The organism is Mycobacterium sp. NGS61 (assembly GCF_059812325.1).
Genome location: NZ_JCALCL010000001.1, coordinates 75,762 through 100,931 on the forward strand (window position 1 = coordinate 75,762; position 25,170 = coordinate 100,931).

The 25,170-nt window shown below is 68.3% G+C and carries 26 protein-coding genes and 1 pseudogene; 6 read left to right on the plus strand and 21 right to left on the minus strand.

The window, feature by feature from the left end; genetic code table 11:
• Positions 1-2: 2 nt before the first annotated feature.
• The 6 genes from AC5Y3Z_RS00350 to pyrH all read right to left on the minus strand — a co-directional run bounded on the left by AC5Y3Z_RS00350 (position 3) and on the right by pyrH (position 5,049).
• A complete protein-coding gene (locus AC5Y3Z_RS00350; RefSeq protein WP_473139951.1) occupies positions 3-884 on the minus strand; it encodes a cytochrome c biogenesis CcdA family protein in 882 nt (293 codons plus the stop codon).
• 4 nt (positions 885-888) lie between these two features.
• Entirely contained in the window at positions 889-1,380 is a 492-nt protein-coding gene (gene dsbE, locus AC5Y3Z_RS00355; protein WP_473139999.1) for a disulfide bond-forming protein DsbE, read from the minus strand.
• Between the two features lie 213 nt (positions 1,381-1,593).
• Entirely contained in the window at positions 1,594-2,688 is a 1,095-nt protein-coding gene (gene rlmN / locus AC5Y3Z_RS00360; protein WP_473139952.1) for a dual-specificity RNA methyltransferase RlmN, read from the minus strand.
• A 13-nt stretch (positions 2,689-2,701) separates the two neighbouring features.
• On the minus strand, positions 2,702-3,610 hold the full coding sequence (locus AC5Y3Z_RS00365) for a phosphatidate cytidylyltransferase (RefSeq protein ID WP_463827000.1): 909 nt from the start codon (positions 3,608-3,610) through the stop codon (positions 2,702-2,704).
• Between the two features lie 31 nt (positions 3,611-3,641).
• On the minus strand, positions 3,642-4,199 hold the full coding sequence (gene frr, locus AC5Y3Z_RS00370) for a ribosome recycling factor (RefSeq protein WP_463827001.1): 558 nt from the start codon (positions 4,197-4,199) through the stop codon (positions 3,642-3,644).
• Between the two features lie 85 nt (positions 4,200-4,284).
• Positions 4,285-5,049, minus strand: a complete 765-nt coding sequence (pyrH, locus tag AC5Y3Z_RS00375; protein WP_463827002.1) for a UMP kinase — start codon at positions 5,047-5,049, stop codon at positions 4,285-4,287.
• Between the two features lie 265 nt (positions 5,050-5,314).
• On the opposite strand from pyrH, the gene mbp1 reads away from it, so the two are divergent.
• Together mbp1 and AC5Y3Z_RS00385 are read left to right on the plus strand one after the other, a co-directional pair.
• On the plus strand, positions 5,315-5,551 hold the full coding sequence (gene mbp1, locus AC5Y3Z_RS00380; protein ID WP_463827003.1) for a microaggregate-binding protein 1: 237 nt from the start codon (positions 5,315-5,317) through the stop codon (positions 5,549-5,551).
• A 188-nt stretch (positions 5,552-5,739) separates the two neighbouring features.
• Positions 5,740-6,459, plus strand: coding sequence for a winged helix-turn-helix domain-containing protein (locus tag AC5Y3Z_RS00385; RefSeq protein WP_463827179.1), 720 nt, complete (start codon positions 5,740-5,742; stop codon positions 6,457-6,459).
• A gap of 4 nt (positions 6,460-6,463) precedes the next feature.
• Here the strand turns inward: AC5Y3Z_RS00385 and AC5Y3Z_RS00390 are convergent, their stop codons facing one another.
• Both AC5Y3Z_RS00390 and AC5Y3Z_RS00395 read right to left on the minus strand, forming a co-directional pair.
• Positions 6,464-7,399: a lysophospholipid acyltransferase family protein gene (locus AC5Y3Z_RS00390; protein WP_473139953.1), complete on the minus strand. Its 936-nt coding sequence runs from the start codon at positions 7,397-7,399 to the stop codon at positions 6,464-6,466.
• A gap of 258 nt (positions 7,400-7,657) precedes the next feature.
• Positions 7,658-8,209, minus strand: a pseudogene (locus AC5Y3Z_RS00395) (MPT63 family protein); the annotation flags it as partial.
• A 389-nt stretch (positions 8,210-8,598) separates the two neighbouring features.
• Between AC5Y3Z_RS00395 and AC5Y3Z_RS00400 the strand changes: the two are divergent.
• Positions 8,599-9,018 (plus strand): MarR family winged helix-turn-helix transcriptional regulator, encoded by a 420-nt coding sequence (locus AC5Y3Z_RS00400; protein ID WP_473139954.1) that lies wholly within the window; start codon positions 8,599-8,601, stop codon positions 9,016-9,018.
• A 3-nt stretch (positions 9,019-9,021) separates the two neighbouring features.
• On the opposite strand, the gene AC5Y3Z_RS00405 is transcribed toward AC5Y3Z_RS00400, so the two are convergent.
• From AC5Y3Z_RS00405 to rpsB, 3 genes are read right to left on the minus strand one after another with little or no spacing between them, the layout of a single operon-like run.
• Positions 9,022-10,425, minus strand: coding sequence for an amidase (locus tag AC5Y3Z_RS00405; RefSeq protein WP_473139955.1), 1,404 nt, complete (start codon positions 10,423-10,425; stop codon positions 9,022-9,024).
• Between the two features lie 12 nt (positions 10,426-10,437).
• Entirely contained in the window at positions 10,438-11,256 is an 819-nt protein-coding gene (gene tsf / locus AC5Y3Z_RS00410) for a translation elongation factor Ts (protein ID WP_463827007.1), read from the minus strand.
• Between the two features lie 13 nt (positions 11,257-11,269).
• Complete coding sequence (gene rpsB / locus AC5Y3Z_RS00415) at positions 11,270-12,109, minus strand: 30S ribosomal protein S2 (protein WP_463827008.1); 840 nt, start codon at positions 12,107-12,109, stop codon at positions 11,270-11,272.
• A gap of 286 nt (positions 12,110-12,395) precedes the next feature.
• Here rpsB and AC5Y3Z_RS00420 point away from each other — a divergent pair, with 286 nt between their 5' ends.
• Complete coding sequence (locus tag AC5Y3Z_RS00420) at positions 12,396-12,905, plus strand: M23 family metallopeptidase (protein WP_473139956.1); 510 nt, start codon at positions 12,396-12,398, stop codon at positions 12,903-12,905.
• Here AC5Y3Z_RS00420 and AC5Y3Z_RS00425 read toward each other — a convergent pair.
• From AC5Y3Z_RS00425 to AC5Y3Z_RS00465, 9 genes are all read right to left on the minus strand, one after another.
• Positions 12,890-13,786 (minus strand): tyrosine recombinase XerC, encoded by an 897-nt coding sequence (locus AC5Y3Z_RS00425; protein WP_463827010.1) that lies wholly within the window; start codon positions 13,784-13,786, stop codon positions 12,890-12,892. The genes AC5Y3Z_RS00420 and AC5Y3Z_RS00425 overlap by 16 nt on opposite strands.
• A 31-nt stretch (positions 13,787-13,817) precedes the next feature.
• Positions 13,818-14,978: a lactate 2-monooxygenase gene (locus tag AC5Y3Z_RS00430; protein ID WP_473139957.1), complete on the minus strand. Its 1,161-nt coding sequence runs from the start codon at positions 14,976-14,978 to the stop codon at positions 13,818-13,820.
• A gap of 26 nt (positions 14,979-15,004) precedes the next feature.
• Positions 15,005-15,853 (minus strand): siderophore-interacting protein, encoded by an 849-nt coding sequence (locus tag AC5Y3Z_RS00435; protein ID WP_463827012.1) that lies wholly within the window; start codon positions 15,851-15,853, stop codon positions 15,005-15,007.
• Between the two features lie 64 nt (positions 15,854-15,917).
• On the minus strand, positions 15,918-17,078 hold the full coding sequence (gene dprA, locus AC5Y3Z_RS00440; RefSeq protein WP_463827013.1) for a DNA-processing protein DprA: 1,161 nt from the start codon (positions 17,076-17,078) through the stop codon (positions 15,918-15,920).
• Positions 17,075-18,586 carry a YifB family Mg chelatase-like AAA ATPase gene (locus AC5Y3Z_RS00445; RefSeq protein WP_473139958.1) on the minus strand — a complete coding sequence of 504 codons (1,512 nt, stop codon included), beginning with the start codon at positions 18,584-18,586 and terminating at the stop codon, positions 17,075-17,077. Before AC5Y3Z_RS00445 ends, dprA begins: the two co-directional genes overlap by 4 nt.
• A complete protein-coding gene (locus AC5Y3Z_RS00450; RefSeq protein WP_473139959.1) occupies positions 18,586-18,963 on the minus strand; it encodes a YraN family protein in 378 nt (125 codons plus the stop codon). The genes AC5Y3Z_RS00445 and AC5Y3Z_RS00450 overlap by 1 nt, the downstream gene beginning before the upstream one ends.
• Positions 18,964-19,081: 118 nt before the next feature.
• The gene (locus tag AC5Y3Z_RS00455; RefSeq protein ID WP_463827016.1) at positions 19,082-19,312 is read right to left on the minus strand and encodes a deoxyribodipyrimidine photolyase; all 231 of its coding nucleotides are present in this window, start codon (positions 19,310-19,312) and stop codon (positions 19,082-19,084) included.
• A gap of 70 nt (positions 19,313-19,382) precedes the next feature.
• On the minus strand, positions 19,383-20,210 hold the full coding sequence (fdhD, locus tag AC5Y3Z_RS00460; RefSeq protein ID WP_473139960.1) for a formate dehydrogenase accessory sulfurtransferase FdhD: 828 nt from the start codon (positions 20,208-20,210) through the stop codon (positions 19,383-19,385).
• A complete protein-coding gene (locus tag AC5Y3Z_RS00465) occupies positions 20,210-22,573 on the minus strand; it encodes an FdhF/YdeP family oxidoreductase (protein WP_473140000.1) in 2,364 nt (787 codons plus the stop codon). The genes fdhD and AC5Y3Z_RS00465 overlap by 1 nt, the downstream gene beginning before the upstream one ends.
• A gap of 110 nt (positions 22,574-22,683) precedes the next feature.
• Here AC5Y3Z_RS00465 and AC5Y3Z_RS00470 point away from each other — a divergent pair, with 110 nt between their 5' ends.
• Both AC5Y3Z_RS00470 and AC5Y3Z_RS00475 read left to right on the plus strand, forming a co-directional pair.
• Positions 22,684-24,039, plus strand: a complete 1,356-nt coding sequence (locus AC5Y3Z_RS00470) for a WS/DGAT/MGAT family O-acyltransferase (RefSeq protein WP_473139961.1) — start codon at positions 22,684-22,686, stop codon at positions 24,037-24,039.
• A 61-nt stretch (positions 24,040-24,100) separates the two neighbouring features.
• Entirely contained in the window at positions 24,101-24,841 is a 741-nt protein-coding gene (locus tag AC5Y3Z_RS00475; RefSeq protein ID WP_463827019.1) for an ANTAR domain-containing protein, read from the plus strand.
• Here AC5Y3Z_RS00475 and AC5Y3Z_RS00480 read toward each other — a convergent pair whose 3' ends face one another.
• Positions 24,842-25,147: a DUF2469 domain-containing protein gene (locus tag AC5Y3Z_RS00480; RefSeq protein ID WP_012393608.1), complete on the minus strand. Its 306-nt coding sequence runs from the start codon at positions 25,145-25,147 to the stop codon at positions 24,842-24,844.
• Positions 25,148-25,170: the final 23 nt, after the last annotated feature.

Consider the following 25,170-nt stretch of genomic DNA (forward strand, 5'->3'; position numbering starts at 1 on the left):
CCTCAACCGGGCCCGGCAGGACCACCCTGCCGGTGCGGTGCGGCGCGGTTGCGTCGGCGCCGCCCGGCGCCCAGCGCCGCAATCACCACCAGCGCCAAGCCCAGCAACCACGGCCAGCCGCCATGCTGGTGCACCCAGCCCGCGACGGCGCCCTGCAGTCGTCCGGCAGCGGCGATCACCGCATCGTCGGGACTGCCGTTCGCGGTGAAAAGCCGAACCTCATAGAGGCCGTAGTAGCCGACGTACAGGCCGGCCAGGATCAGCACAACCCCGCCGGCCCGGCTGACACACGGTAAAACCCGGCGCACGCGCTCGACCAGCGTGGCGCTCGCCGCGGCCGCCCCCACCGCCAGGACCCCCACCACCAACGACAGCCCGGCCACATAGGCGGCGTAGACCGCGATGCCGTCGAGCACCGAACCGCTGCGCAGCCCGGCGCCGGTGACCGCCAGAAAAGGTCCGACGGTGCACGACAACGAGGCGATCGCGTAGCTGACGCCATAGCCGAACATCGAACCCAACCGCGCGGTCGGCGCCCAGCGCGGACCGAACGGGTTCGGTGCCGGCAGCTCCCGCCCGGCCAGCAGCCAACCGCCGAGGCCGATCAGCACCAGCCCGATCAGCACCGTCGCATACGGCAGGTAGCGCTGCACCGTCGCACCGGCCGAGATGGTCAGCAGCCCGAAGGCGCCGAACACCGCCACAAACCCCAGCACCATTCCCAGCGTCGCGCCCACTGCGCGGCCGAGCGCCACGATCGGACGCCGGGATCGTTCGCCGCGCACCACCAGCAGCAGGTACGCGGGCAGCAACGCAAAACCGCACGGGTTGAGCGCAGCCACCAGGCCGGCGGCGAATGCCAGTCCGAGCAGGGGCTGACTCACCCGGTCAGGACAGCGCGGCGACCCGGGCGGACAAGTCCTGCTGGGACATGGCCGAGCTGGTGTTGTTCACGAACGTGGACGAACCGTCGGAACGGTAGAACACCCAGGCAGGCTGCCAGGGCACGTTGTAGCGGGCCCAGATCGCACCGTCGGCGTCGTTGAGGTTGGTGAAGTTCAGGCCGTACTTGGCGACGAAGTCCTGCATCTGCCCGATGTCGGAATGCGCGGCGATGCCGACGAAAGTCACCTTCGGATTGGCTGCCGCCACCTGGCTGAGGGTGGCCGCTTCGGCGTTGCAGAACGGGCAGAAGGGGGTCCAGAACCACAAGACCGCCGGTTTGCCCTGCAGGCTGGCCCCATCGAACGGGGCTCCGCTCAGCGTGGTGCCGGTGAAATTCAGCCGGTCGTCGGCGGCCACCGCGCGCGGCGCGGTAACCAGGCCCGTCATCAGGACGACCGCGACGGCGGTGGCGGCAAAGATCTTGAGTGGGAACATCAGGCATCGGAGCACGGCACACCTCATTCGGTCGGCGGTTTACCCAGCACACCGGTTACCCCGCCGGACGGTTCATCACGCCTCGGGCCCGCTCCAGCTACCCGCCTTCGGCGGCCAGCTGTCCGCAGGCCCCAGCCCAATCGCCCGCGCTCCAGCTACCCGCCTTCGGCGGCCAGCTGTCCGCAGGCCCAAGCCGAATCGCCCGCGCTCCAGCTACCCGCCTTCGGCGGCCAGCTGTCCGCAGGCGGCGCTTATCTCGCGGCCGCGGGTGTCCCGCACCGTACATGAAACACCTTGCGCGCGAACACGTTTGACGAATTCCCGCTCCACCGGCTTGGGACTGGCGTCCCAGTCGCTGCCCGGAGTCGGGTTCAACGGGATCAGATTGACGTGCGCCAGCGGACCCAACGCCCGGTGCAGCAGCTTGCCCAACATGTCCGCCCGCCACGGATGATCGTTGACCGCACGGATCAGCGCGTACTCCACCGACACCCGCCGGCCCGTCACGTCCGCGTAGTGACGGGCGGCTTCGAGCGCCTCGGAAACCTTCCACCTGTTGTTGACCGGAACCAGGGTGTCGCGCAGTTCGTCATCGGGAGCGTGCAACGACAACGCCAGCGTCACGCCGAGCCGCTCGTCGGCCAGCTTGCGGATCGCCGGAGCCAGACCCACCGTCGACACCGTCACCGACCGGGCCGAGATCCCGAAGCCGGACGGCGGCGGCTCGGTGATGCGGCGCACGGCGGCAACAACTCTGGCGTAGTTGGCCAGCGGCTCCCCCATACCCATGAACACCACATTGGACAACCGCTCGCCGAATTCATCGCGCGACGCGACCGCTGCGGCGCGCACCTGCTCCAGGATCTCGGCGGTGGACAGATTGCGGGTCAGCCCGCCCTGGCCGGTGGCGCAGAACGGGCAGGCCATCCCGCAGCCCGCCTGCGAAGAGATGCACACCGTGTTCCGCTGCGGATAACGCATCAGCACCGACTCCACGGTGGCGCCATCGGCGCACCGCCACAACGTCTTTCGCGTCTGACCGGAATCGCAGGTAACTTCGCGGTGCGCGGTCAGCAGAGCGGGGAACATGCTCGAGGCGACCTGGTCGCGAACCGCGGCCGGCAGATCCGTCATCTGGTGTGGATCGGCGATCAGCCGCCCGTAGTACTGGCTCGCCAGTTGCTTGGCGCGAAACGCCGGCAATCCCAGCTCCGCGACTGCCGCCACGCGACCGGCCGCATCGAGGTCGGCCAGGTGCCGCGGTGGCTTACCGCGGCGTGGCGCATCGAATACCAACTCTTGGACCATGACCAGTCCAGTATCAGGGCAACAGCGTCAAAACGGTCCACGCGGCCACCGCTGAGGGCAGCACCCCGTCCAATCGATCCATCAACCCACCGTGGCCGGGCAGCAACCGGCCCATGTCCTTGATCCCCAGATCACGCTTCACCTGCGACTCGATCAGGTCGCCCAGGGTGGTGGTCAGCACGAAGAGCAGACCCAGCAGCACTCCGACCCACCACCGCTCGCCGGCCAACAGCGTCGCGGTCAAGATCGTGGCGGTGATCCCGCAGATCAACGAGCCGGCGAAGCCTTCCCAGGATTTCTTCGGGCTGATCGCCGGAACCATCGGATGCTTGCCGAACAGCGCCCCGACGGCATAACCCCCGGTGTCGGAGGAGATGACCGCGATCATCATGCAGAACACCCAGCCGGGGCCGTGCTGCGGGTCGTAGACCAGCATCGCGGCGAACGAGGCGAACAGCGGCACCCAGGCGGCCAGGAAAACGGTGGCCGACACATCGCGCAGGTAGTTACTCGGCGGCGGTGTCCCGTCGGCCTCCGGCTTGGCCTGCATGAACAGCCGCCAGATCAGGCAGATGACCACCATGCCGCCGAATCCGGCCGCCGCGCCGGCAGCACGATAAGGCCAGGTCAGCCACACCGTCGCCTGTCCGCCGAGCAGCAACGGAATGACCGGGATCAGGTAACCGGCCTCGCGCAACCGCCGGACCACCTCGTGGCTGGCCACCAGCGTGGCCAGAGCGCAGTACAGCACCCAGAAATGCGGCACAAAGAGCAGGGTCGCAATCAGGACCGCGCCGATGCTGACGCCCACCGCGATCGCAGCGGGCAGGTCGCGGCCAGCGCGGGACTTCTTCTTGGCTGGCTGGGACGCCTCGACCGGCTCCTCGGTCGGGCTGCCGGCTTCGGCATCGGTGGTTGCCACGGAGGTGAACTGTCTGGACTGCTGTAGGCCGCTAGACCTCCAGCAGCTCGCCTTCTTTGTGTTTGACCAGCTCGTCGATCTGGGCGACGTACTGGTGGGTCGCCTTCTCCAGATCTTTCTCCGCTCGGCCGACCTCGTCCTCGCCGGCCTCGCCGTCCTTACGGATGCGGTGCAGTTCCTCCATCGCCTTGCGACGGATGTTGCGGATCGAGACCCGGGCGTCCTCTCCCTTGGCCTTGGCCTGCTTGACCAGATCGCGCCGACGTTCCTCGGTGAGCTGCGGTATCGCCACTCGGATCAACGTGCCGTCGTTGGTGGGGTTGACACCCAGGTCAGAGTTGCGGATCGCCGTGACGATGGCATTCACCTGGCTGGCTTCATAGGGCTTGATGACGACGAGCCGCGCCTCGGGCACGTTGATGCTGGCCAGCTGGGTGATGGGCGTGGCTGCGCCGTAGTAGTCGATGACGATCCGGGAGAACATGCTCGGGTTCGCCCGGCCGGTCCGAATGGTCGACAGGTCGTCGCGGGCCACCGAAACGGCCTTTTCCATTTTCTCCTCGGCGTCGAAGAGAGCCTCGTCAATCATCTGCACCGCTCCTCTCCCCCGCACGCGGGTGGTACCCCGCATGGCTTGTTGTGTCGCCGTCGGCAGGCATCATGTCCGCGTCATCTCAGGTGGTGACCAGTGTCCCGATCTTCTCACCAGCGACCGCCCGGGCGATATTGCCGTCGGTCAGCAGGTTGAACACCAGGATCGGCATGCCATTGTCCATACAGAGACTGAACGCGGTGGCATCGGCCACGCGCAAGCCGCGGTCGATCACCTCGCGGTGGCTGATCGCGCTGAGCATTTCCGCGTCCGGGTTGTCCCGCGGATCCTCGGTGAACACACCGTCGACCGCTTTGGCCATCAGCACCACGTCCGCACCGATCTCCAACGCCCGCTGGGCGGCCGTGGTGTCGGTGGAGAAGTACGGCAGGCCCATGCCGGCGCCGAAGATCACCACGCGCCCTTTTTCCAGGTGCCGCACCGCGCGTAACGGGAGGTACGGCTCGGCCACCTGGCCCATGGTGATCGCGGTCTGCACCCGCGTGGCGATGCCTTCCTTCTCCAGGAAGTCCTGCAAGGCAAGGCTGTTCATCACTGTGCCGAGCATGCCCATGTAGTCCGACCGGGTGCGTTCCATACCGCGCTGTTGCAGCTGCGCGCCGCGGAAGAAATTGCCCCCGCCGATCACCACGGCGACCTGCACCCCGGAGCGAACCACCTCGGCGATCTGCCGAGCCACCAACGCGACAACGTCGGGATCCAGCCCCACCTGACCGCCGCCGAACATCTCGCCGCCCAATTTGAGCAGCACGCGAGAGAACTTCGACGGCGGGCCGGAAACCGCGGCGGTCGCCGACACGCCGTTGCTCTCCGCAGGCTCTGTCATCGGTCTCCTCGCAAGAAAGTGTCATCCCAGCAAACCACCCGGCACGACCCCTCTCATCCTGCCTCATCTTCCGCTACCGACGGGGACGGGGTCCCGGAGTCGTCGTACAGGTTTGGCGGCGCGGCACCGTGGGAACCCGCTTTGCGCCGGGGTGACATGGGGGTCTTGAGAAAAGAATCGCGTTGCCCGGCAGTGTGTTGACCGCTGGTTCGGTCGGCACCACCCCGACAGACGCCTACCGATGCGGCCGATCAAGGAGGAATTCATGGCGGACAGCAACTCTGGACCCGCGGAAGCGGTCAAGGGTGTCGTCGAGGACGTCAAAGGCAAAGCCAAAGAAGCGGTCGGCACCGTGACCGGTCGCGGCGACCTGATCAACGAGGGCGAAGCCCAGCAGGACAAGGCCGAAGCTCAGCGCGACGCCGCGAAGAAGGAAGCGCAGGCCGAGGCGGCTCGCGGTGCGGCCGAAGTCGCCGAAGAGCGCCAGAAGGCCAACCAGTAGAACTTGTCACAAGGATGGGCCCGGTCTGTGTACACGGACCGGGCCCATCGAACATCTCCGGGTAGGGTTTCCGGCGCTGTAACAAAGTTGGAATAATCGCGGGCGCAGGCAGTTTGCGCTGGGGGCGGATATCCACGGGGCTGCGGCAGGGACCGGCGGCACGCCGGTACCACCCTCGAGGCCTGGAGATACCAGTGGACGTTCTGCTCCTCACCAACGACAACCATTTCGAATCCTCATTGCAGCTGGGATCTTTCGCCCTCACGGTGCGCAGCGCGCCGTTGAACGACGGTGATTTCTGGCGGCTCGACGGCGCCGACGTCGCAGTGATCGACGCCCGCACCGATTTGGTGGCCGCGCGGGCCGCGTGCCGCTGGCTGACCGCCACCGCGCCGGCACTGGCGGTCATTGCCGTGGTGACCCCGACAGACTTCGTGGCCGTCGACGTCGACTGGAACTTCGACGACGTGCTGCTGGCCTCCGCCGGGGCGGCCGAGTTGCAGGCACGGTTGCGGTTGGCGATCACCCGTCGTCGCAATGCCGTGGGCGGCACTCTGCAGTTCGGCGAGCTGGTGCTGCATCCATCCAGCTACACCGCGATGCTGCGGGACCGGGACCTCGGGCTGACGTTGACCGAGTTCAAGTTGTTGAACTTCCTGGTCCAGCACGCCGGCCGCGCGTTCAGCCGGACCCGGTTGATGCACGAGGTGTGGGGTTATGAGAGCAACGGGCGGGTCCGCACGGTGGACGTTCACATCCGTCGACTGCGCGCCAAGCTGGGGCCCGCGCACGAGTCGATGGTCGACACCGTCCGCGGGGTGGGCTACATGGCCGCCACCCCGCCGCAACCACGCTGGGTTGTCGGCGAACCGGTGCTGAGTCCGGTATCCGACGCCGTCGCGCGGTGACCCGCTAACCGAACAGCGGCAGCGTCCGTTTGCGGGCCAGCGCATCCATCCCTGCTTGAATGCTGTCTTCGACTTCCCGGTACTTCGCGTCGATGTACTCATCGTCGCCGGCGCGGGCGGGATCCGAGTCGATCTCGACAGGCGGCATGAATCGCGTCCTGATCTTGGCCGGCAGCGGCAGTTGCGGCAGGGCCGCCGGGGCGATACCCCAGGGCAGCGAGACCGCGAGCGGAAAGACCTTCAGCCGCAGCAGTTTGTCCAGCCGCAGCGTCTTTGACAGTTGGTCGCCGCGAATCAGCACCGGCATCGCGTCGGCGCCGCCGACAGTGGCGATCGGCACGATCGGCACCCCCGCCCGGATCGCCATCTTCACGAATCCCTTGCGTCCGGCGAGGTTGGCGCGGTCCCGCTCGCTCCAGGGCCGCAGCGAATCCACTTCGCCGCCGGGCCACAGGGCCACGTCGCGCCCCTCGGCCAGCGCCGTGGCGATCGCGTCCGGCGCCGCCGGCAGCACGCCCATGGACCGGAAGTAGCGCCCGATGCCGGGAATCGCCATCAACGCGTCGTGCGCCGTGCCGTGCAGCGGGCGGTCCGGACCGAACCGCCGCCACCACTGCAGGCCCACCGTCCACGCATCCCAGACGAATGGCGCGCCGGAGTGGATGCCGATCAGCAGAACCGGGGACTCCCCGACGTTTTCCCAGCCGTCGATCTCCATCCGGAACCAGTAGTCGACCAGCACGTTCCAGAAGAACTTCTGCCGTTGCATGGTGGCTTCGTCCTGGCCGTCGAGGGACCAGTCCCCGGCCCGATCAGCAACCCAGCCGCTGACGCCGCCGCTCTGCTTGTCGCGCTTTTCCGCCATGGTCGAACGGGCTTCTTCGGCGTGGTGGCGTGCCTGCTCGAGAACGTCTTCCGATCGGTGATCTGTGTGGGTCATGGCTTGTGGCATACCCCACATGTCCATAGAAAACTCCGATAAACGAGACCTCCCCGCGCCGGTTGAGTGGCGCGGGGAGGGTCGTCTAGCTACGGGTACCGACTATTACGCGGGTTCCGACGGGTTGGGCTCCGCGGCGTTCGGGCCGGGTACCGAGTTCGGGCCGGTCATCGAGTTCGGCGCCGCAGGGTTGGGGCCGGTCATCGAGTTCGGCGCCTGGTTCGGGCCGGGCACCGTGTTCGGCGCCTGGCCGGGCACCGTGTTCGGTGCCTGACCGGGCATCCCATTGGGTGCCTGGTTCGGCAGGGCGTTGGGCGCGGGAGCGGCGGCCGAACCACCCTCCCAGACCAGCGCGTCCTGCATGCCGTCGTTGTAGACAACGCGGGTCGGTGCAGCACCAGTCACGTCGAAGTAGATCTTCCCGCTGGTCATCCCGCCCTGCGTGATCGGCGCGGGGCTCAGTCCCTCAGGAGTTGCCTTGGTGCTGATGACGCGGTAGTTCGTGCCATCGGCGGTACGCGCGTTGAAGTTGGTCACGACGGGCGTGACGACTCCGTTGGTCGCATGCACCTGGACGTCGGCCTGCCAGAGCTGGCCCTTGACGGTGTAGCCCGGGATGGTGATGGTGGCGGGCTGCAGGTTGCTCACGGTGTACTCGGTGCTCAGCGGCCCGTCAACCAGGGTTTCGGGGGTCCCGAGACCGTCGACTATGGTGGGCGCAGCCGAGGCCGCTGCCGCACCGAACAGGCTGACAGCCGCGATTCCGGCGGCACCGATGACCGTTTTTGCAGTGGTAGTGCTGAACTTCACGCTCAATCCTCTCGTTTGGTGTCGTTCTCAGCAGTCAGCGTCTTACGTTCGCTGTGCCAACCGCACTTGCATCCCATTACCCACCGCACACCTACTCAAACAGCGCCGGGCTGGCAGAATTACCACACGCGGGGCCGCTAGCTGCGTAAACAGCGCACAAATTGACCTGTGCCACAATAATGATTTCGTCACATCTTCAACATTGGCACCACCGTAATTCACAATGCCGGACCGAAAACCTATCCGTCGAATGTCAAATATCCAGGATTAGCACCGGACCGCCGCTGCGCATTGAATACTTTTTTGCCCACCATTGTTGGCAGACCGATCGAGGTGAAATTCTCGGGATGCACCCGCGCCGGAGGAATACCTATGTCAATATCCTTGAGATGGATGCCACCGAGGACGCCCCGCTTGGTTATCTGCTGTATCGAGTGTCATCGGTACTGCGACCCGAGGCGTCCGCGGCGCTGAATCCGCTGGGCCTGACGCTGCCGGAATTCGTCTGCCTGCGCATCCTGTCCCAGTCGCCGGGATCGTCGAGCGCTGAACTGGCCCGTCATGCAAGCGTCACGCCACAGGCGATGCACACGGTGCTGCGCAAACTGGAAGACCTCGGCGCGGTGGACCGTCCGGCCTCGGTGTCCTCCGGGCGTGCCCTGCCGGCGTCGCTGACCGACGCCGGTCGCGAGCTGCTTCACCGTGCGGAGGCGGTGGTGCGTACCGCCGACGCCCGCATCCTGGCCAAACTGACCGCGGCCGAGCAGGCCGAGTTCAAGCGACTGCTGGACAAACTCGGGTCGGATTGACGCTCAACCCTGAATCCGCGCCCACGGCCGCGCCGCTTCGAGTTCGTAGGCCAGCTCCAGCAGCCGCGACTCCTGGCCCAAGTCGGCGGACAGCATCATGCCCACGGGCAGGCCGTTCGCGGACTGGCCCACCGGCAGCGAGATGGCCGGGTCGCCGGTGACGTTCTGCAGCGGTGTGAAGGCCACCCAGTCGACCAGACGATCGATGACCTGCTGGTAGTCGGTCGGCGCCAGGAAGCCGACCGGGGGCGGCGGATCGGCCAGGGTCGGCATCAGCACGGCGTCGTAGTCAGCAAAGAACCGGGCGCTGCGCCGCCGCAGCCTGCGCAACCGGGCGATGGCCAGCGGGAGCCGGTGGATGTGGCGCCGGGTGTGCCGGTACAGACCCATCGTCAAGGCATCCAGACGGGAGCGGTCGAACGAGCTGCCGAAGACCCGCCGTCCGGCGCTGACCTGCGCCAATGACAGGAAACCCCAGTACAGCACGAAGTCGTCCTGGAAGCCGGCGTGCACCGGCAGCTCGTCGAGGGTTTCCACCCGGTGCCCGAGTTCCTCGAGCAGTGCCGCCGTCTTCAGCGTGAGGTCCCGCACCTCGGGTCCGGATTCGCGATGCATGGACCGGGTCGTGACGGCGATCTTGAGCCGCTGCCGGCCCGGCCCGCTCACGTCACCGATCGGTGGCAAAGTGTGATTGCGGAAGCTGCGTTCCGCCTCGCGGTACCAAACGGCGGTATCGCGCACCGAGCGGGTGAGCACGCCGTTGGCGACGATGCCGACCGGTAGCCGGCGCAATTCCGGGTCCAGCGGCAACCGGCCCCGGGACGGTTTCAACCCGACCAGCCCGGTGCACGCCGCCGGGATCCGGATCGACCCGCCGCCATCGTTGGCGTGGGCGATCGGGGTGACGCCGGCGGCGACGAATGCCGCCGACCCCGACGACGAGGCGCCCGCGGTGTGCTCGGGGTGCCAGGGGTTGCGCACGGCCCCCAATCGGGGGTGTTCGGCGGCAGCGCTGAACCCGAACTCCGAAAGTTGGGTTTTGCCCAGCACGATCAGCCCGGTGTCCAGCAATACCCGGGTGACCACACTGTCGCCGGACGCCGGATACGGTTCCCACGCGTCCGTGCCGTGCCGCGACGGCAGCCCGGCGACGTCCACGTTGTCCTTGATGAAGGTCGGGACGCCGGCGAAGAAGCCGGTGCTCGGCCGCGCGGCGGCGGCGGCGCGCGCCTGATCGAAGCCTGCGCAGGCCAGCGCGTTGAGCGCCGGGTTGACGGCGTGCGCACGCGCAATCGCAGCCTCCAGCACCTCGGCACGGTTCAGCTGGCCGGACCGCAGGGCCTCAGCCAGCGCGACGGCATCCAGGTCACCCAGGGCGTCGTCGCCGAATGCGTGTACGCGCGGCATCGGGAACCGGCGCTAGGCCTGGCCCACCTCGAACCGGACGAACCTGGTCACGGTGACGCCGGCCTCGTCGAGCAGGGCCTTGACGGTCTTCTTGTTGTCCGACACCGACGGCTGCTCGAGCAGCACGGCGTCCTTGAAGAACCCGTTGAGCCGGCCCTCGACGATCTTGGGCAGCGCCTGTTCCGGCTTGCCCTCGGCCTTCGCGGTCTCCTCGGCGATGCGGCGCTCGCTGGCCACCACGTCCTCGGGGACGTCCTCCCGCGACAGATAGCGCGCCTTGAGCGCGGCGATCTGCAGCGCGACGGCGTGTGCCGCGTCGGCGCCCCCGTCACCGGTGTACTCGACCAGCACCCCAACCGCGGGCGGCAGGTCGGCGGCACGCTTGTGCAGGTAGGCCTCGACGGTGCCGTCGAAGTTGGCCACCCGGCGAAGCTCCAGCTTCTCCCCGATTTTGGCCGACAGCGCGGCGATGGCCTCTTCGACCGTCTGGTCGCCGGTGCTGGCTGCCTTGAGCGCGTCGACGTCGGTGGCCTTGGAGGCCACCGCGGCTTCGACCACCTTGTCGGCCAGCTCCTGGAACTCGGCGTTCTTGGCGACGAAGTCGGTCTCGCTGTTCAGCTCGATCAGCGCGCCGCCCTTGGTGGCGACCAGGCCTTCGGCGGTGGCCCGCTCAGCGCGCTTGCCGACGTCCTTGGCGCCCTTGATGCGCAGCGCCTCGACCGCCTTGTCGAAGTCGCCGTCCGTCTCCACCAGCGCGTTCTTGCAATCGAGCATGCCGGCGCCGGTCAGCTCGCGAAGTCGCTTGACGTCGGCAGCGGTGTAGTTCGCCAATGCTCAGCCTTTCCTAGGATGCGTCTGTGGTTGGTGCGCCGGCGGCGGTGTCAGCGCCGGGGGCGGCGTCGGTGCCGGCGGCAGCGCCGGCCAGCAGTTCCTGCTCCCATTCCGGCAGCGGCTCGGCGGCCTCAGCTTCCGGCTTGCCGTCGCTGCGGCCCGCGCCGGCACGCGCCTGCAGACCCTCGGCGACCGCCTTGGCGATCACCGTTGTCAACAGCTCGGCCGAGCGGATCGCGTCGTCGTTGCCGGGGATCGGGTAGTCGACCTCGTCGGGGTCGCAGTTGGTGTCCAGGATCGCGATGACCGGGATGCCCAGCTTGCGGGCCTCGCCGACGGCGATGTGCTCTTTGTTGGTGTCCACCACCCAGACCGCAGACGGCACCTTGGCCATGTCCCGGATACCGCCCAGGGACCGCTCCAGCTTGTTCTTCTCCCGGGTCAGCATCAGGATTTCCTTCTTGGTGCGACCCTCGAAGCCACCGGTCTGCTCCATCGCCTCGAGCTCCTTGAGGCGCTGCAGCCGCTTGTGCACGGTGGAGAAGTTGGTCAGCATGCCGCCCAGCCAGCGCTGGTTGACGTACGGCATCCCGACCCGGGTCGCCTCCCTGGCGACCGAGTCCTGCGCCTGCTTCTTGGTGCCGACGAACAGCACCGTCCCACCGTGGGCGACGGTTTCCTTGACGAACTCGTATGCGTTGTCGATGAAGGTCAGCGTCTGCTGCAGATCGATGATGTAGATGCCGTTGCGGTCGGTGAAGATGAACCGCTTCATCTTGGGGTTCCAACGACGGGTCTGATGCCCGAAGTGCGCGCCGCTGTCAAGCAGCTGCTTCATGGTTACGACAGCCATGGTGAAGCCACGTCCTTTTCTCGGTTGTCGCCCGGCGTCGGGTGAAGCCGGGCCCTGGCGCCTGCTGCGATGCCGAACCCGCTGCCAGGTACACCTGGTCACGGGACCGCTCGGCATGCTGATGCGGATCCCTGGACTACTGGGTCGCGATGCAGACGCGCGAAGTCAGCCCGCTTGTCACGAGCTGCGCCGAGAAGTTTACACCGACTCGGCGACCGGAATTCCCACGCCGCAGAGCTGTCCACAGCGACTGGTCCGATCCCGCGCGTGCGGCTGCACTGATCAGGTGCGATGGCTGGTAGTGGTGTTGTTCCTGTGCTGGGTGCTGCTGAACGCACCGCCGGCAGACGCCGACAACGGGCGGTTCAGCTGGCCGCTGCGCCCGCCGCCGACGGTGGTCCGGGTATTCGACGCGCCGCGCCCGGATTGGCTGGCCGGGCACCGCGGTGTGGACCTGGCCGGTCGACCGGGTCAGCCGGTGTACGCCGCCGGCGAGGCGACAGTGGTGTTCGCCGGGTCGGTCGCCGGACGGCCGGTGGTGTCGCTGGCCCACCCGGGCGGATTGCGCACCAGCTACGAACCGGTCCGGTCAGCGGTGCGCGCGGGACAATCGGTGACGTCGGCGACGGCGATCGGTGACCTGCTCGCCGGGCACGCCGGTTGCCCGGCGCCGGCGTGCCTGCATTGGGGCGCGATGGGGGGGGCGGCGTCGCGAGCCGACTACGTGGACCCGCTCGGCCTGCTGGCGGTCACGCCGATCCGGCTCAAACCATTGCCGGGTCAGGCGCGCGGATGAGCCTGGTCGTGTACCGCGCGCAGCCTGGCCACCGCGACGTGCGTGTAGAGCTGGGTGGTGGCCAGGCTGGAATGGCCGAGCAGTTCCTGGACCACGCGCAGGTCGGCGCCACCTTCGAGCAGGTGGGTGGCAGCGCTGTGCCGCAGTCCGTGCGGTCCCATGTCGGGCGCGCCGTCCACGGCGGCGACGGTTTGGTGCACCACCGTGCGGGCCTGCCGGACGTCCAGACGGCGGCCGCGGGCCCCCAGCAGCAGCGCGGGACCGGACTCGGCGGTGACCAGTTCGGGACGCCCGTGCGTCAACCACGCCTGCAGCGCCGCGGCGGCCGGCTGCCCGAACGGCGCGGTGCGCTGCTTGTTGCCCTTGCCGAGCACCCGGACCACTCGATGCCCGGTGTCGACGTCGTCGACATCCAGCCCGCACAGCTCGCTGACCCGGATCCCGGTCGCGTACAACATCTCCACGATCAGCCGGTCCCGCAGGGCCAGGGGATCGCCCTGCTGCGCACCGGATTCGGCGGCCGACATGGCGGCCAGCGCCTGGTCCTGGCGCAGCACCGCAGGCAGGGTGCGGTGCGCCTTGGGGACCTGCAGGCGGGCGGCGGGGTCGTTTGCGATGATGCCGCGCCGCAGCGCCCACGCGGTGAAGGCTTTGACCGACGACGTGCGCCGGGCCAGGGTGGTGCGCGCGGCGCCGGCGCCGGCCGCGGCGGCCAGCCAGGCCCGCAGCACCGGCAGGCTCAGCGTCTGCAGACTGGATCCACGCTCGGCGAGAAAGTCCAGCAGCGCCCGCACGTCCCCCAGATAGGCCCGACGGGTATGCGCCGACCGGCCGCACTGCAGGTCGAGATATTCGTCGAACTCGTCAAGGATCGCCTGCACTCCCCCACGCTCGCAGACGCGGCACGGCGATTCAGCGGACGCGCCGCAGCGTGTCCGGGGTGAGATCTGTCAGCGTCGGATAGCCGTCGACGGCCATGATCAGGTCGGCTTCGGCGAGCAGCATCCGCAGCACGTGCACCAGGCCGTCGACGCCGCCAAGCGCGAGGCCGTAGGAATAGGGCCGGCCGACGCCGACCGCGGTCGCACCCAGGGCCAGCGCTTTGATGATGTCGGCGCCGCTGCGGATGCCCGAGTCGAACAGCACCGGCAGCCCGTCCGCCGCCTCGACCACGTCCGGCAGGCAGTCCAGGGCGGGCAGCCCACCGTTGGCCTGCCGACCGCCGTGGGTCGAGCAGTAGATGCCGTCGACGCCGCCGTCCTTGGCGCGCCGCGCGTCGTCGGGATGGCAGATCCCTTTGAGGATCAGCGGCAGGTCGGTCAGCGAGCGCAGCCAGGGCAGGTCGTCCCAGGTCAGCGGGTTCCCGAAGGTCTGGGCCCACTGCAGCACCGCGCCTTGCGGGTCTTCCTCGGGCGGGCGCGGCAGGCTGGCGCGGAAGACCGGGTCGCTGGTGTAGTTGCTCAGGCACAACCCGCGCAGCTGGGGAAAGTTGGCGGTGGTGAGGTCCCGCGGTCGCCAACCGGGAATCCAGGTGTCCAGCGTGACGACGATCGCCTTGTAGCCGGCCGCTTCGGCACGCTGCACCAGGCTGGCGGCCAGTTCCCGGTCCTTCGGGGTGTACAGCTGGAAGAAGCCCGGGGTGTCGCCGAATTCGGCCGCGACGTCTTCCAGCGGGTCGGCGGTCAGCGTGGACACCACCATCGGCACTCCGGTGCGGGCCGCCGCGCGTGCGGTCGCCAGGTCGCCGTGGCCGTCCTGCGCGCACAGTCCGATGACGCCGATCGGCGCCATGAACAGGGGCGAGGGCAGTTTCAACCCGAACACGTCGACGGAGAGGTCGCGTTCGGCGGCGCCGATGAACATGCGCGGCATCAGGCCCCACTGATCGAAGGCTTCCCGGTTGGCCCGCTGGGTGCGTTCGTCGCCCGCTCCCCCGACGACGTAGGACCACACTGACGGCGGCAGGGCCATTTCGGCCCGCAGCTCCAGTTCCGCGAAACTCATCGGCAGCTTGGGAGCGATCCCGGAGAGTCCTTGGAAGTAGATCTCGTACTGATAGTCGCCGTATGCCATGAGCTAGAGGATGCCAGTGGCCCGCGCTACTGGTCCGGGCCCTCCGCCTCGGCGAGTTCCTTTTTCCACTCCCGGAACGACTCTTCGGTGCGCCCGCGCCGCCAATATCCGGAGATCGACGCCCACTGGGCATCGACGCCGCGTTCCTTGCGGATGTAGGGCCGCAGGTTGTGCATGACGGCTTGTGCTTCGCCGTGGATGAAGACGTGCACCTGCCCCGGCAGCCAGGGCGAGGTGGTGACCGCCTCGATCAGCGGTGCGTGATCGCCCGCGCGGTCTTCGGGAACCAGGTCGGCGCGGCCGCCGCGCACAATCCAGAACACGTCCACACCTTCGGGTGCGGTCAACGGGATTTCGTCCTCGGGAAAGCCGACCTCGATGAAGGCCTTGCCGACCGCAGTTTCGGGCAGTGCCTCCAGCGCTGCGGCGATGGCGGGCAACGCGGATTCGTCTCCGGCCAGCAGATGCCAGTCGGCGGCCGGGTCGGGAGTGTAGGCGCCGCCGGGGCCCATCAGATAAATCGGCTGGCCCGGTTCGGCCGCGGCCGCCCACTGTCCGGCCACGCCGTGCTCGCCGTGCACCGCGATGTCGACGGTGATCTGGCCGGCCTGTTCATCCACGCGGCGCACGGTGATGGTGCGCACCGAGGGCCGGTGCGCGGGGGGCAACTCGGCGAAGCTGTCGATCGTCAACGGCTGGGGTAGCCCGTTGATGTCGACGTTGTCGGGGACGAACACCAACTTGACGTAGGAGTCGGTGAACTTGCTCGGCACGAAGGCGTCGAAATCCTTGGCGCCCAGCACCAACCTGACCATGTGCGGCGTGAGCTGTTCGGTACTGACGACCTCGAATGCCTGCAGCGGCCGACCTGCCACCGTGTCCTCCTGTCCCGCGGTCGTCCCGTCCCGCGCCGCGATACCCACACCCGACCCCAGTCGACTATACGAGTCGGGTTTTGCCGCGACCGTGCCGTGCGATCCGCCACCGGCCGTCGTCGCACTCGACCAAGCCGGCAACCTCGAGCAGCGCCAGTGGCCCCAGTACCTGTTCGGGAACCAGGCCGGACGCGACCGCGATCTGTTCGACGGTGGCCGCGCCACGGCCCGGCAACGCGTCGTGCACCCGTTGCTCGGCCTCGCTCACACCGTCCAGCACGGTGGCGGGCCGTGACTCCTCGGGCGCCAGTTCCCCGATGCGGCCCACCATTTCGACGACATCGTCAGCACGGGTGACCAGCTCCGCGCCGTTGCGCAGCAGTACATGACATCCCGCTGAGGCCGACGACGTGACCGGCCCGGGTACCGCGGCCACTACCCGCCCCAGCGCGCGCGCCCACGCTGCGGTGTTGGCGGCACCGCTGCGCAGCCCCGCTTCCACCACGACCGCGGCGCCGGCGACGGCGGCCACCAGGCGGTTGCGGGTGAGGAACCGGTGCCGGGCCGGCCGGGTACCGGGCGGGTACTCGGTGACCAGCAGCCCGTGCCGGCTGATGCGGTGCAGCAGCGCGGAGTGCCCGGCCGGATACGGCACGTCGATCCCGCCGGCCATTACTGCCACCGTGCTGCCCTCGGCGGCCAGCGTTGCCCGGTGCACCACACCGTCGATGCCGAAGGCACCGCCGGAAACGGTTGCCACCTCCCGGTCGACCAGACCGGCCGCCAGATCGGCCGCCATGTGCTCGCCGTAGCTGGTGGCGGCCCGGGTGCCGACGATGGCGGCCGACCGGTGGGACACCTCGGCCAAGTCGACGGGCCCGATCGCCCACAGCGCCAGCGGCGGCCCGCCGCGCGATGTGACCGCCGCGTTGTCGAAGGCGGCGAACGCCAGCACCGGCCACTCCGCGTCGTCGGGTGTGATCAACCGGCCGCCGCGCCGCTCGAGCAGCTCCAAATCCGCTGCCGCCTGGTCGATGTGGCGCCGGGCCTCGGTGCGTCGGGCCAGATCCGGACAACCCGGTAGCCCGGCCTCCCCACGCTTGATCCGCTCGGCCGCCTCCTGCGCCCCGACGCATCGCACCAGCGTGGCGAGCTCCGCGCAGGGCGGTTCGACGACCCGCGACAGGTAGGCCCATGCCCGCGACTGCGGATCGGTGGCGCTCATCGTGCCGCCCCCGCCTGCCGGAAGCTGAGCGCGGTGGCGACGTCGTCGCGGCCAGGTGACGTGCGCCCGGCGAGGTCGGCCAGACTCCAGGCGACCCGCAACGTCCGATCGACCCCGCGGATGCTCAGCACCCCGCACCTCAATGCGGTGTGCAGTGGCTCCATCGTGGCGTGGCCGAGCCGGAATTTCCGGCGCAGCAGCGCGCCGGAGACTTCGGCGTTGGTACGACAACCGTGCGGCCGCCACCGGTCGGCTGCGGCCGCCCGGGCCTGCGCCACCCGGTGCCGGACCTGCGCGGTGGATTCACCGTCGGCAGGCGCGAACGCTCCCGATCGCACCACGGTCATCTGGACCCGCAGGTCCACCCGGTCGAGCAGCGGACCGGACAACTTGCTCAGGTACCGCCGCCTGACCGCGGCGGGACAGACGCAGTCCTGCGGGTCGGCCGGCGCGCACGGACACAGGTTCGCTGCCATCACCAGCTGGAACCGGGCCGGGTAGCACGCGACGCCGTCGCGGCGGGCCAGCCGAATCTCACCGTCCTCCAACGGTGTCCGCAATGCGTCCAGGGCGCTGGCGCCGATCTCGGCGCACTCGTCGAGGAACAACACGCCGCGGTGCGCGCGGCTGACCGCACCTGGGCGGGCCATCCCGCTGCCGCCGCCGACGAGGGCGGCCACGGTGGCACTGTGGTGCGGCGCCACGAACGGCGGCCGGGTGATCAGCGGTGTGTCTCCGGCCAGCAGGCCGGCCACCGAATGGATCGCGGTGACCTCCAGCGCCTCGCTGTCGGTCAGCGGCGGCAGCAGCCCCGGGAGACGTTGTGCCAGCATCGTTTTGCCCACCCCCGGTGGGCCGGTCATCATCAGGTGGTGCGCCCCCGCGGCCGCCACCTCGACAGCGAACCGGGCGTGGGACTGACCGACGACGTCGGCCAGATCCACCACCGGCTCGTCGGCGGGCGCCGACCCCAGCACCGGGCCGTCCAGGCCGCCGCTTCCGTTCAGCCAGCCTTTCAGCTGTCCGAGGGTGCGCACCCCCCATACCTCGATACCGTCGACCAGGCAGGCCTCGGGCAAATTCGCGCTGGGAACCACGACGGCGGGCCAGCCGTCGCGCTTGGCGGCCAGCACCGCGGGCAGCACCCCCCGGACCGGACGCACCCGGCCATCCAGCGCCAGCTCGCCGAGCAGCACCGTCTTCTCCAGCCGGTGCCATGACCGCTTGCGCTGCGCCGAGAGCACCGCGGACGCCAGCGCGATGTCGTAGACGGATCCCATTTTCGGCAGTGTGGCCGGTGACAGCGCGAGCGTGAGCCGGGCCTGCGGCCAGTCGTTGCCGCAATTGCTGACCGCCGCGCGCACCCGGTCCCGGGACTCCTGCAACGCCGCGTCGGGCAGGCCGACCAGATGCACGCCCGGCAGTCCCGAGCTGATATCGGCTTCGATTTCCACGATGTGCCCGTCCAGGCCTTGCACGGCGACCGAGAATGCGTGCCCGAGCGCCATCACCCGACCGCCTTGAGGTGGGTGAGCTCCGGGACGCGCCGGCGTCCGATGCGCACCGCGATCACGTCGATGCGGATCACCGCCCAGCGCTGCTGCTGACCGGCCAGCCAAAGTCCCGCGAGCCTGCGCAACCGGCGCACCTTGGCGTCGGTCACCGCCTGCGCCACGCCACCGTATCCGTCCGTCGTGCGGGTCTTGACCTCGACGAAAATCACTGTGCGAGTGGCTATATCAGCAGCGATCACGTCGAGTTCCCCGTAGCGGCAGCGCCAGTTCCGGTGCAGGATGCGCAACCCCAGGCCGGTCAGGTGTGCTACGGCCAGCTGTTCACCGAACGCTCCGAGCTGCGCCCGGGTCATCGTTTCTTGGCTCGTCATGAGGCTCACCCTGCAGGCGGGCCCCGACACGGCCGGTGGTGGCGGATGCGCAGCACCCGGTTGCGCCGCTACCTATCCACACCCGGGCATTCATCCACAGCCCGAGCAGACGCGGCCGTCAGGCGCGCTTGCTGGGCACGATGATCACGACGATCAACGTCAGGATGCTGAAGAACAGGCCGCACAGTCCCCAGATGACAGCGCTGCGTCCCTTCATCGACGCGATCACCGCGCAGACGATCGCCGCGATCACGCTGCCGACCATGACGAAGATCCCTTTGATCCCGCGCAGGATGAACCCCGCTGCCTCGGGATTGCTTTGCGCGGCGGTAATGACTTCGTGCAGCATGGCCGTCTCCTGGACTGAGTGAGGTGAGCTCGGTGAAGCGCTAGGACCGGCTACCCTCGCGGCCCGGGTCTCAATCCACGGTGACCCGGTCCACCCGGGTGTAGACGTTCATCGAATCCGCGCGCAGGAACGCCACCAGCGTGATCCCGGACTCTTCGGCCAACGAGACGGCCAACGACGACGGCGCCGAAACCGCGGCCAGCACCGGAATCCCGGCCATCAGCGCCTTCTGGGTCAACTCGAAGGACGCCCGCCCGCTGACCAGCAGCACCGTGCCCGCCAACGGCACCCGCCCGTGTTCCAGCGCCCAGCCGATCACTTTGTCCACGGCGTTGTGCCGGCCGATGTCCTCGCGTGCGGCCAGCATCGTCCCGTCCACCCCGAACAGCGCCGCGGCGTGCAGCCCGCCGGTGGAGGCGAAAACCTTTTGGGCGTCCCGCAATTGGTCCGGCATCGCCTCCAGGCTGGCCGCGGCAACGGTGGCGGGATCATCCCCGGGCGCGTGCCGGCTGATCAGCCGCACCGCCTCCAGTGACGCCTTACCGCAGACCCCGCACGACGACGTGGTGTAGAAGTTGCGGGTCACATCCAGATCGGGCACGTCGACACCCGGCGCCAGCGTCACGTCGAGCACGTTGTAATTGTTACCGCCGTCGGCATCTTGGCCTGCGCAGTAGCGAATCGTGCGTACGTCCTCGCGCCGGACAAGCACTCCTTCGGTGAGTAGAAAACCTTGTGCCAGTTCAAAATCGGCACCCGGGGTGCGCATGGTCACGGTGACCGCGGTGCCGTTGACGCGGATCTCCAACGGCTCCTCGACGGCCAGCGTCTCCGGCCGGGTGATCGCCCGGCCGGCGGCGAGATGCCGAACGCGCCGACGCGCGGTGACGTGTCCCACTAACCGCCCGGCTCCACTCGGATCACGATCGCCTTGGACACCGGGGTGTTCGATTTCGCCGCGGTGTGGTCGAGCGGCACCAGGGCATTCGTCTCGGGGTAGTAAGCGGCCGCATTGCCGACCGGCGTCGAATACTGCACCACCAGAAAGTCTTTCGCCCGGCGCTCCTTGAGCCGGCCTGCACTGTCGGTCCACTCCGACACCAGATCCACCCGGGCGCCGGGGGTCAGACCGAGCGCCTCGATATCGGCGGGGTTGACGAACACCACCCGGCGGCCGCCCTTGACCCCTCGGTAGCGGTCGTCGAGCCCGTAGATCGTGGTGTTGAACTGGTCGTGGCTGCGCAGCGTCTGCAACACCAGCCGCCCGGGTGGCACCTGAACCCACTGCAGCGGATTGATGGCGAAGTTGGCTTTGCCTGTGCTGGTACGGAATTCGCGTGAATCGCGGGGCGGATGCGGCAGCTGGAAGCCGTCGGGCCGGCGCACCTTGCGGTTGTAGTCGGCACAACCGGGCACCACCGCGGCGATGGCGTCGCGGATGGTGTCGTAGTCGTCGGCGAACCGCTCCCATGGCACGGGGTGCGCCGGGCCCAGCAGGGTCCGGGCCAGCCGGCAGACGATCTCCACCTCGCTGCGCAACTCGTCGCTGGGCGGCTGCAGGCCACCGCGGGACAGATGCACCATCGACATCGAATCCTCAACCGATACAAGCTGTTTGCGACCGCCGCGGATGTCGCGGTCGGTGCGGCCCAGGGTGGGCAGGATGAGCGCGGTGCTGCCGTGCACGATGTGGCTGCGATTGAGTTTCGTCGAAATCTGTACAGTCAGCGCGCAATTGCGGAGCGCGGCCTCGGTGACGGCGGTGTCCGGCGTGGCCGAGGCGAAGTTGCCGCCCATGCCGACGAACACGCTGGCGCGGCGGTCCCGCATGGCGCGGATCGCGGCCACCGTGTCATACCCGTGCGCACGGGGGCTGGTGATCCCGAACTCACGGTCCTGAGCGGCCAGGAACGGTTCGGGCATCTGCTCCCAGATGCCCATGGTGCGGTCGCCCTGGACATTGGAGTGTCCGCGCACCGGGCACACTCCCGCGCCGGGTTTGCCGATCATGCCGCGCAGCAACAGCACATTGGTGATCTCGCCGATCGTGGCAACCGCGTGCGTGTGCTGCGTCAGGCCCATTGCCCAGCACACCACGGTGCGTTGGGACGCCATCAGCATCGCGGCGACGCGCTGGAGTTGCGCACGTCCGATGCCGGTGGCGGCCGCCACGTCGTCGAGGTCGATTTCCAGGGTGCGCCGGCGGTACTCATCGAAGCCGGCACAGTGCCGGTCGACGAATTCGCGGTCGATCACCGTGCCCGGGGCGCGCTCGTCGGCCTCGAGCAGCAGCCTGCCCAGACCCGCGAACAGCGCCATGTCGCCACCCAGCCGCACCTGGACGAACTCGTCGGTGATGGGAATGCCCCGGCCGAGCACCCCGTGCACCTTCTGCGGGTCCTTGAACCGGATCAGTCCCGCCTCGGGCAGCGGGTTGACGGTGATGACCCTGGCGCCGTTGTCTTTCGCCTTCTCCAGAGTCGAGAGCATGCGGGGATGGTTGGTGCCCGGGTTCTGTCCGGCGATGACGATCAGGTCGGCGTGCACCACGTCGTCGACGGTGACCGAACCCTTTCCGATGCCGATGGATTCGGTCAGCGCCGAACCCGAGGATTCGTGGCACATGTTGGAGCAGTCGGGCAGGTTGTTGGTGCCGAAACTGCGCACCATCAGCTGGTAGCAGAACGCGGCCTCATTGCTGGTCCGCCCCGAGGTGTAGAACACCGCCTCATCCGGGCTGTCCAGGGCGTTGAGCTGATCGGCGATCAGCCGATAGGCGGCTTCCCAGCCGATCGGCCGGTAGTGGTCGTCACCGGGCCGCAGCACCATGGGCTGGGTGAGCCGACCCTGCTGGGAAAGCCAGTATTCCGGCTTCGCTGCCAGGTCGGCGATCGAATGCCGGGCGAAGAACTCCGGGTCCACCACCCGCTTGGTGGCTTCTTCGCCGACCGCTTTGGCGCCGTTTTCGCAGAACTCGGCCAGCTTGCGGCCACCGTGTTCCTCCGGCCAGGCGCACCCCGGACAGTCGAAACCGTTGCGCTGATTCAGCTTGGCCAGCGCCCGCGCGGTGCGCACCGCACCCATCTGCTCCAGGTCGCGCTGCAGCGACACCATGACCGCGCGCACTCCCGCCGCGTCCTGCTTGCGCGGCGTGACGGTTACCGCGTGTTCGTCGTAGTCGGCGGGAATGTCACCGGGTCCGCCGGAACGCTGAAACCACACGGCGTCAACGTACCCCGATTCGGGCGCACTCCACCGAATCCTGCTCGGTCGGGCACACTCAGCGACGACGTACGTCACCAAATGTGTGCGCGATGCCACAGTTGGCTACTACTACCGGGTTCAATACCACTTGGAGGGTACGAGGGACCATGAAATTGATCGCGCCGGCCGACTCGATGTTCCTGCTCGGGGAATCCCGCGAGCACCCGATGCACGTCGGCAGCCTGCAGTTGTTCCAGCCACCTGATGGCAAGGACGAAGACTTCGTGACCGAGGCCTACGAATCGATGCTCAACCGCACCGACGTCCAGCCGACGTTCCGCAAGCACCCGGCGTTCGTGGGTCCGGTCACCAACCTGGCGTGGTCGGAGCAGAAGGACATCGAACTCGACTACCACTTCCGCCGGTCGCACCTGCCCCGTCCGGGCCGGGTCCGCGAGTTGCTCGAGGTGTGTTCACGCTGGCACGGCAGCCTGCTCGACCGGCACCGCCCGCTGTGGGAAGCGCACCTCATCGAGGGCCTCAACGACGGGCGCTACGCCGTCTACACAAAATTCCACCACTCGCTGATGGATGGTGTCTCGGCGATGCGGCTGATGCAGCGCGCGTTCACCAACGACCCGAACGACGACGAGGTCCGGGTGCCGTGGGAGCTGAAACCGCGCCACAAGCCGGACTCGGGCGGCGGCTCGTCGCCGCTGCAGGCGCTGACCGGTGCGATCGGTTCCGCAGCGGGTCTGGCGCCGTCGACCCTGACGCTGGCGCGCGCCGCCCTGATCGAGCAGCAACTCACGTTCCCCTTCCGGGCCCCCAAATCCATGTTCAACGTGCGGATCGGCGGCGCGCGGCGCATTGCCGCGCAGTCGTGGCCGCTGGAACGCATCTTCAGCGTGAAGAAGGCCGCGAACGTCAGCTTCAACGACGTGGTGTTGGCGATGTCGGCGGGCGCACTGCGCACGTATCTGATCGAACAGAATGCCCTGCCCGACGCGCCGCTGATCGCGATGGTGCCGGTGAGCCTGCGCAAGGAGGACAGCGACGGCGGCGGCAACTCGGTGGGAACCGTGCTGTGCAACCTCAACACCCATGTCGAAGACGCGGGCGATCGGCTGCGCGGGATCAACTCGTCGATGACCGAACAGAAAGAGCTGTTCAACCAGCTCCCCCAGGTTCAGCAGCTGGCATTGTCGGCGTTCCTCACCGGCGGCCTGTTCCTCGGTCTGGTACCCGGATTCATCCGCACCGCACCGCCGCCGTTCAACATCGTGATCTCCAACGTGCCGGGCTCCAAGGAGAAGTTGTATTGGCGCGGCGCGGAGCTGGTCGGCAACTATCCGCTGTCGATCACGCTGGATGGGCAGGCGATGAACATCACCGTGACCAATAACGGTGACAATCTGGACTTCGGTTTGGTGGGCGCCCGGGGCAGCGTGCCGCACCTGCAGCGGATGCTCAGTCATCTGGAGACGTCGCTGAAAGACCTCGAGCGCGCAGTCGGCGTGTGACGCCTGTGACGACCGCGCTAGTCTACGGCCAGCACCCGCTGCGCCGAAGGGAGGTGACGACTTGGTCAACGAACCGAGCGCCGCCGACGGCCCGACCCCGGGTGGGTCGACGGCCGATCCCGCGACGGTGTTCGCCGCCCTGGCCGAGATCCTCTACCAGGGCACGGACCCGACCCAGATGTATGCGGCGATCTGCGTGGCCGCCACTCTGGTCGTGCCCGGCTGCGACCACGCCAGCCTGCTGGTCAAGCGCGACGACCGCTACGTGACGGTGGGTGCCAGTAGCCGACTCGCCTACCAGGTCGACGACCTGGAACGACGAGCCGGCGACGGTCCGTGCATCGACGCGATCGAGGAGGAGACCCCGCAGATCGAGCCGGACCTGACCGTCCCGAACCAATGGCCCAGGTTCGCCGAGCGCCTGGTCGCCGAAACGCCGGTGCGCGGCGCGATGGGCTTTCGGCTGCTGATGGACAGGCGCAAGAACGCTGCGTTGAACCTGTTCAGCGAAACGCCCAACCTCTTCGATGCCGAAGCCGCCGGACGGGCCGCGGTGCTGGCGGCGTTCGCCGGTGTGGCCATCAACGCGATCGCGCAGGGCGAGGACGCCGCCAGCCTGCGCCGCGGCTTACTGAGCAACCGGGAAATCGGCAAAGCCGTGGGCATGCTGATGATGCTGCACCAGATCGGCGAAGACGAGGCCTTTGATCTGCTGCGCCGGCACTCGCAGAGCCTGAACATCAAACTTGCCGACGTGGCGCGCCACGTCGTCGACGCCCGCGGTCAGCTGCCGCCCGGCTGACTACTCCGGTAAGCGGAGTTCGGGTTTCTCCACCTCTTCGATGTTGACGTCCTTGAACGTCACCACCCGCACCTGTTTGACGAACCGGGCCGGACGGTACATGTCCCACACCCACGCGTCGGCCAGGCGGAGCTCGAAATACACCTCGCCGTCGGCGTTGCGCGGCACCATCTCGACACTGTTGGCCAGATAGAACCGGCGCTCGGTTTCCACGACGTAGCTGAACTGACCGACGATGTCCTTGTATTCGCGGTACAGCGAGAGCTCCATCTCGGTTTCATACTTTTCGAGATCTTCTGCACTCATCTGCTCAGACGTCCTCTTCCCGG

Excerpts from the sequence above, each read along its gene's own strand:
- AC5Y3Z_RS00400 (WP_473139954.1), top strand. The coding sequence starts at position 8,599 with ATGGATGCCACCGAGGACGCCCCGCTTGGTTATCTGCTGTATCGAGTG.
- AC5Y3Z_RS00445 (WP_473139958.1), bottom strand. The coding sequence starts at position 18,586 with ATGGCGCTCGGGCACGCATTCTCGGTCGCCGTGCAAGGCCTGGACGGG.
- AC5Y3Z_RS00390 (WP_473139953.1), bottom strand. The coding sequence starts at position 7,399 with ATGACCCACACAGATCACCGATCGGAAGACGTTCTCGAGCAGGCACGC.
- rlmN (WP_473139952.1), bottom strand. The coding sequence starts at position 2,688 with ATGGTCCAAGAGTTGGTATTCGATGCGCCACGCCGCGGTAAGCCACCG.
- mbp1 (WP_463827003.1), top strand. The coding sequence starts at position 5,315 with ATGGCGGACAGCAACTCTGGACCCGCGGAAGCGGTCAAGGGTGTCGTC.
- rpsB (WP_463827008.1), bottom strand. The coding sequence starts at position 12,109 with ATGGCTGTCGTAACCATGAAGCAGCTGCTTGACAGCGGCGCGCACTTC.
- AC5Y3Z_RS00480 (WP_012393608.1), bottom strand. The coding sequence starts at position 25,147 with ATGAGTGCAGAAGATCTCGAAAAGTATGAAACCGAGATGGAGCTCTCG.
- dsbE (WP_473139999.1), bottom strand. The coding sequence starts at position 1,380 with ATGTTCCCACTCAAGATCTTTGCCGCCACCGCCGTCGCGGTCGTCCTG.
- AC5Y3Z_RS00470 (WP_473139961.1), top strand. The coding sequence starts at position 22,684 with ATGAAATTGATCGCGCCGGCCGACTCGATGTTCCTGCTCGGGGAATCC.
- pyrH (WP_463827002.1), bottom strand. The coding sequence starts at position 5,049 with ATGACAGAGCCTGCGGAGAGCAACGGCGTGTCGGCGACCGCCGCGGTT.
- dprA (WP_463827013.1), bottom strand. The coding sequence starts at position 17,078 with ATGAGCGCCACCGATCCGCAGTCGCGGGCATGGGCCTACCTGTCGCGG.
- AC5Y3Z_RS00455 (WP_463827016.1), bottom strand. The coding sequence starts at position 19,312 with ATGCTGCACGAAGTCATTACCGCCGCGCAAAGCAATCCCGAGGCAGCG.
- AC5Y3Z_RS00405 (WP_473139955.1), bottom strand. The coding sequence starts at position 10,425 with ATGCCGCGCGTACACGCATTCGGCGACGACGCCCTGGGTGACCTGGAT.
- AC5Y3Z_RS00450 (WP_473139959.1), bottom strand. The coding sequence starts at position 18,963 with ATGACGAGCCAAGAAACGATGACCCGGGCGCAGCTCGGAGCGTTCGGT.
- AC5Y3Z_RS00430 (WP_473139957.1), bottom strand. The coding sequence starts at position 14,978 with ATGGCATACGGCGACTATCAGTACGAGATCTACTTCCAAGGACTCTCC.
- frr (WP_463827001.1), bottom strand. The coding sequence starts at position 4,199 with ATGATTGACGAGGCTCTCTTCGACGCCGAGGAGAAAATGGAAAAGGCC.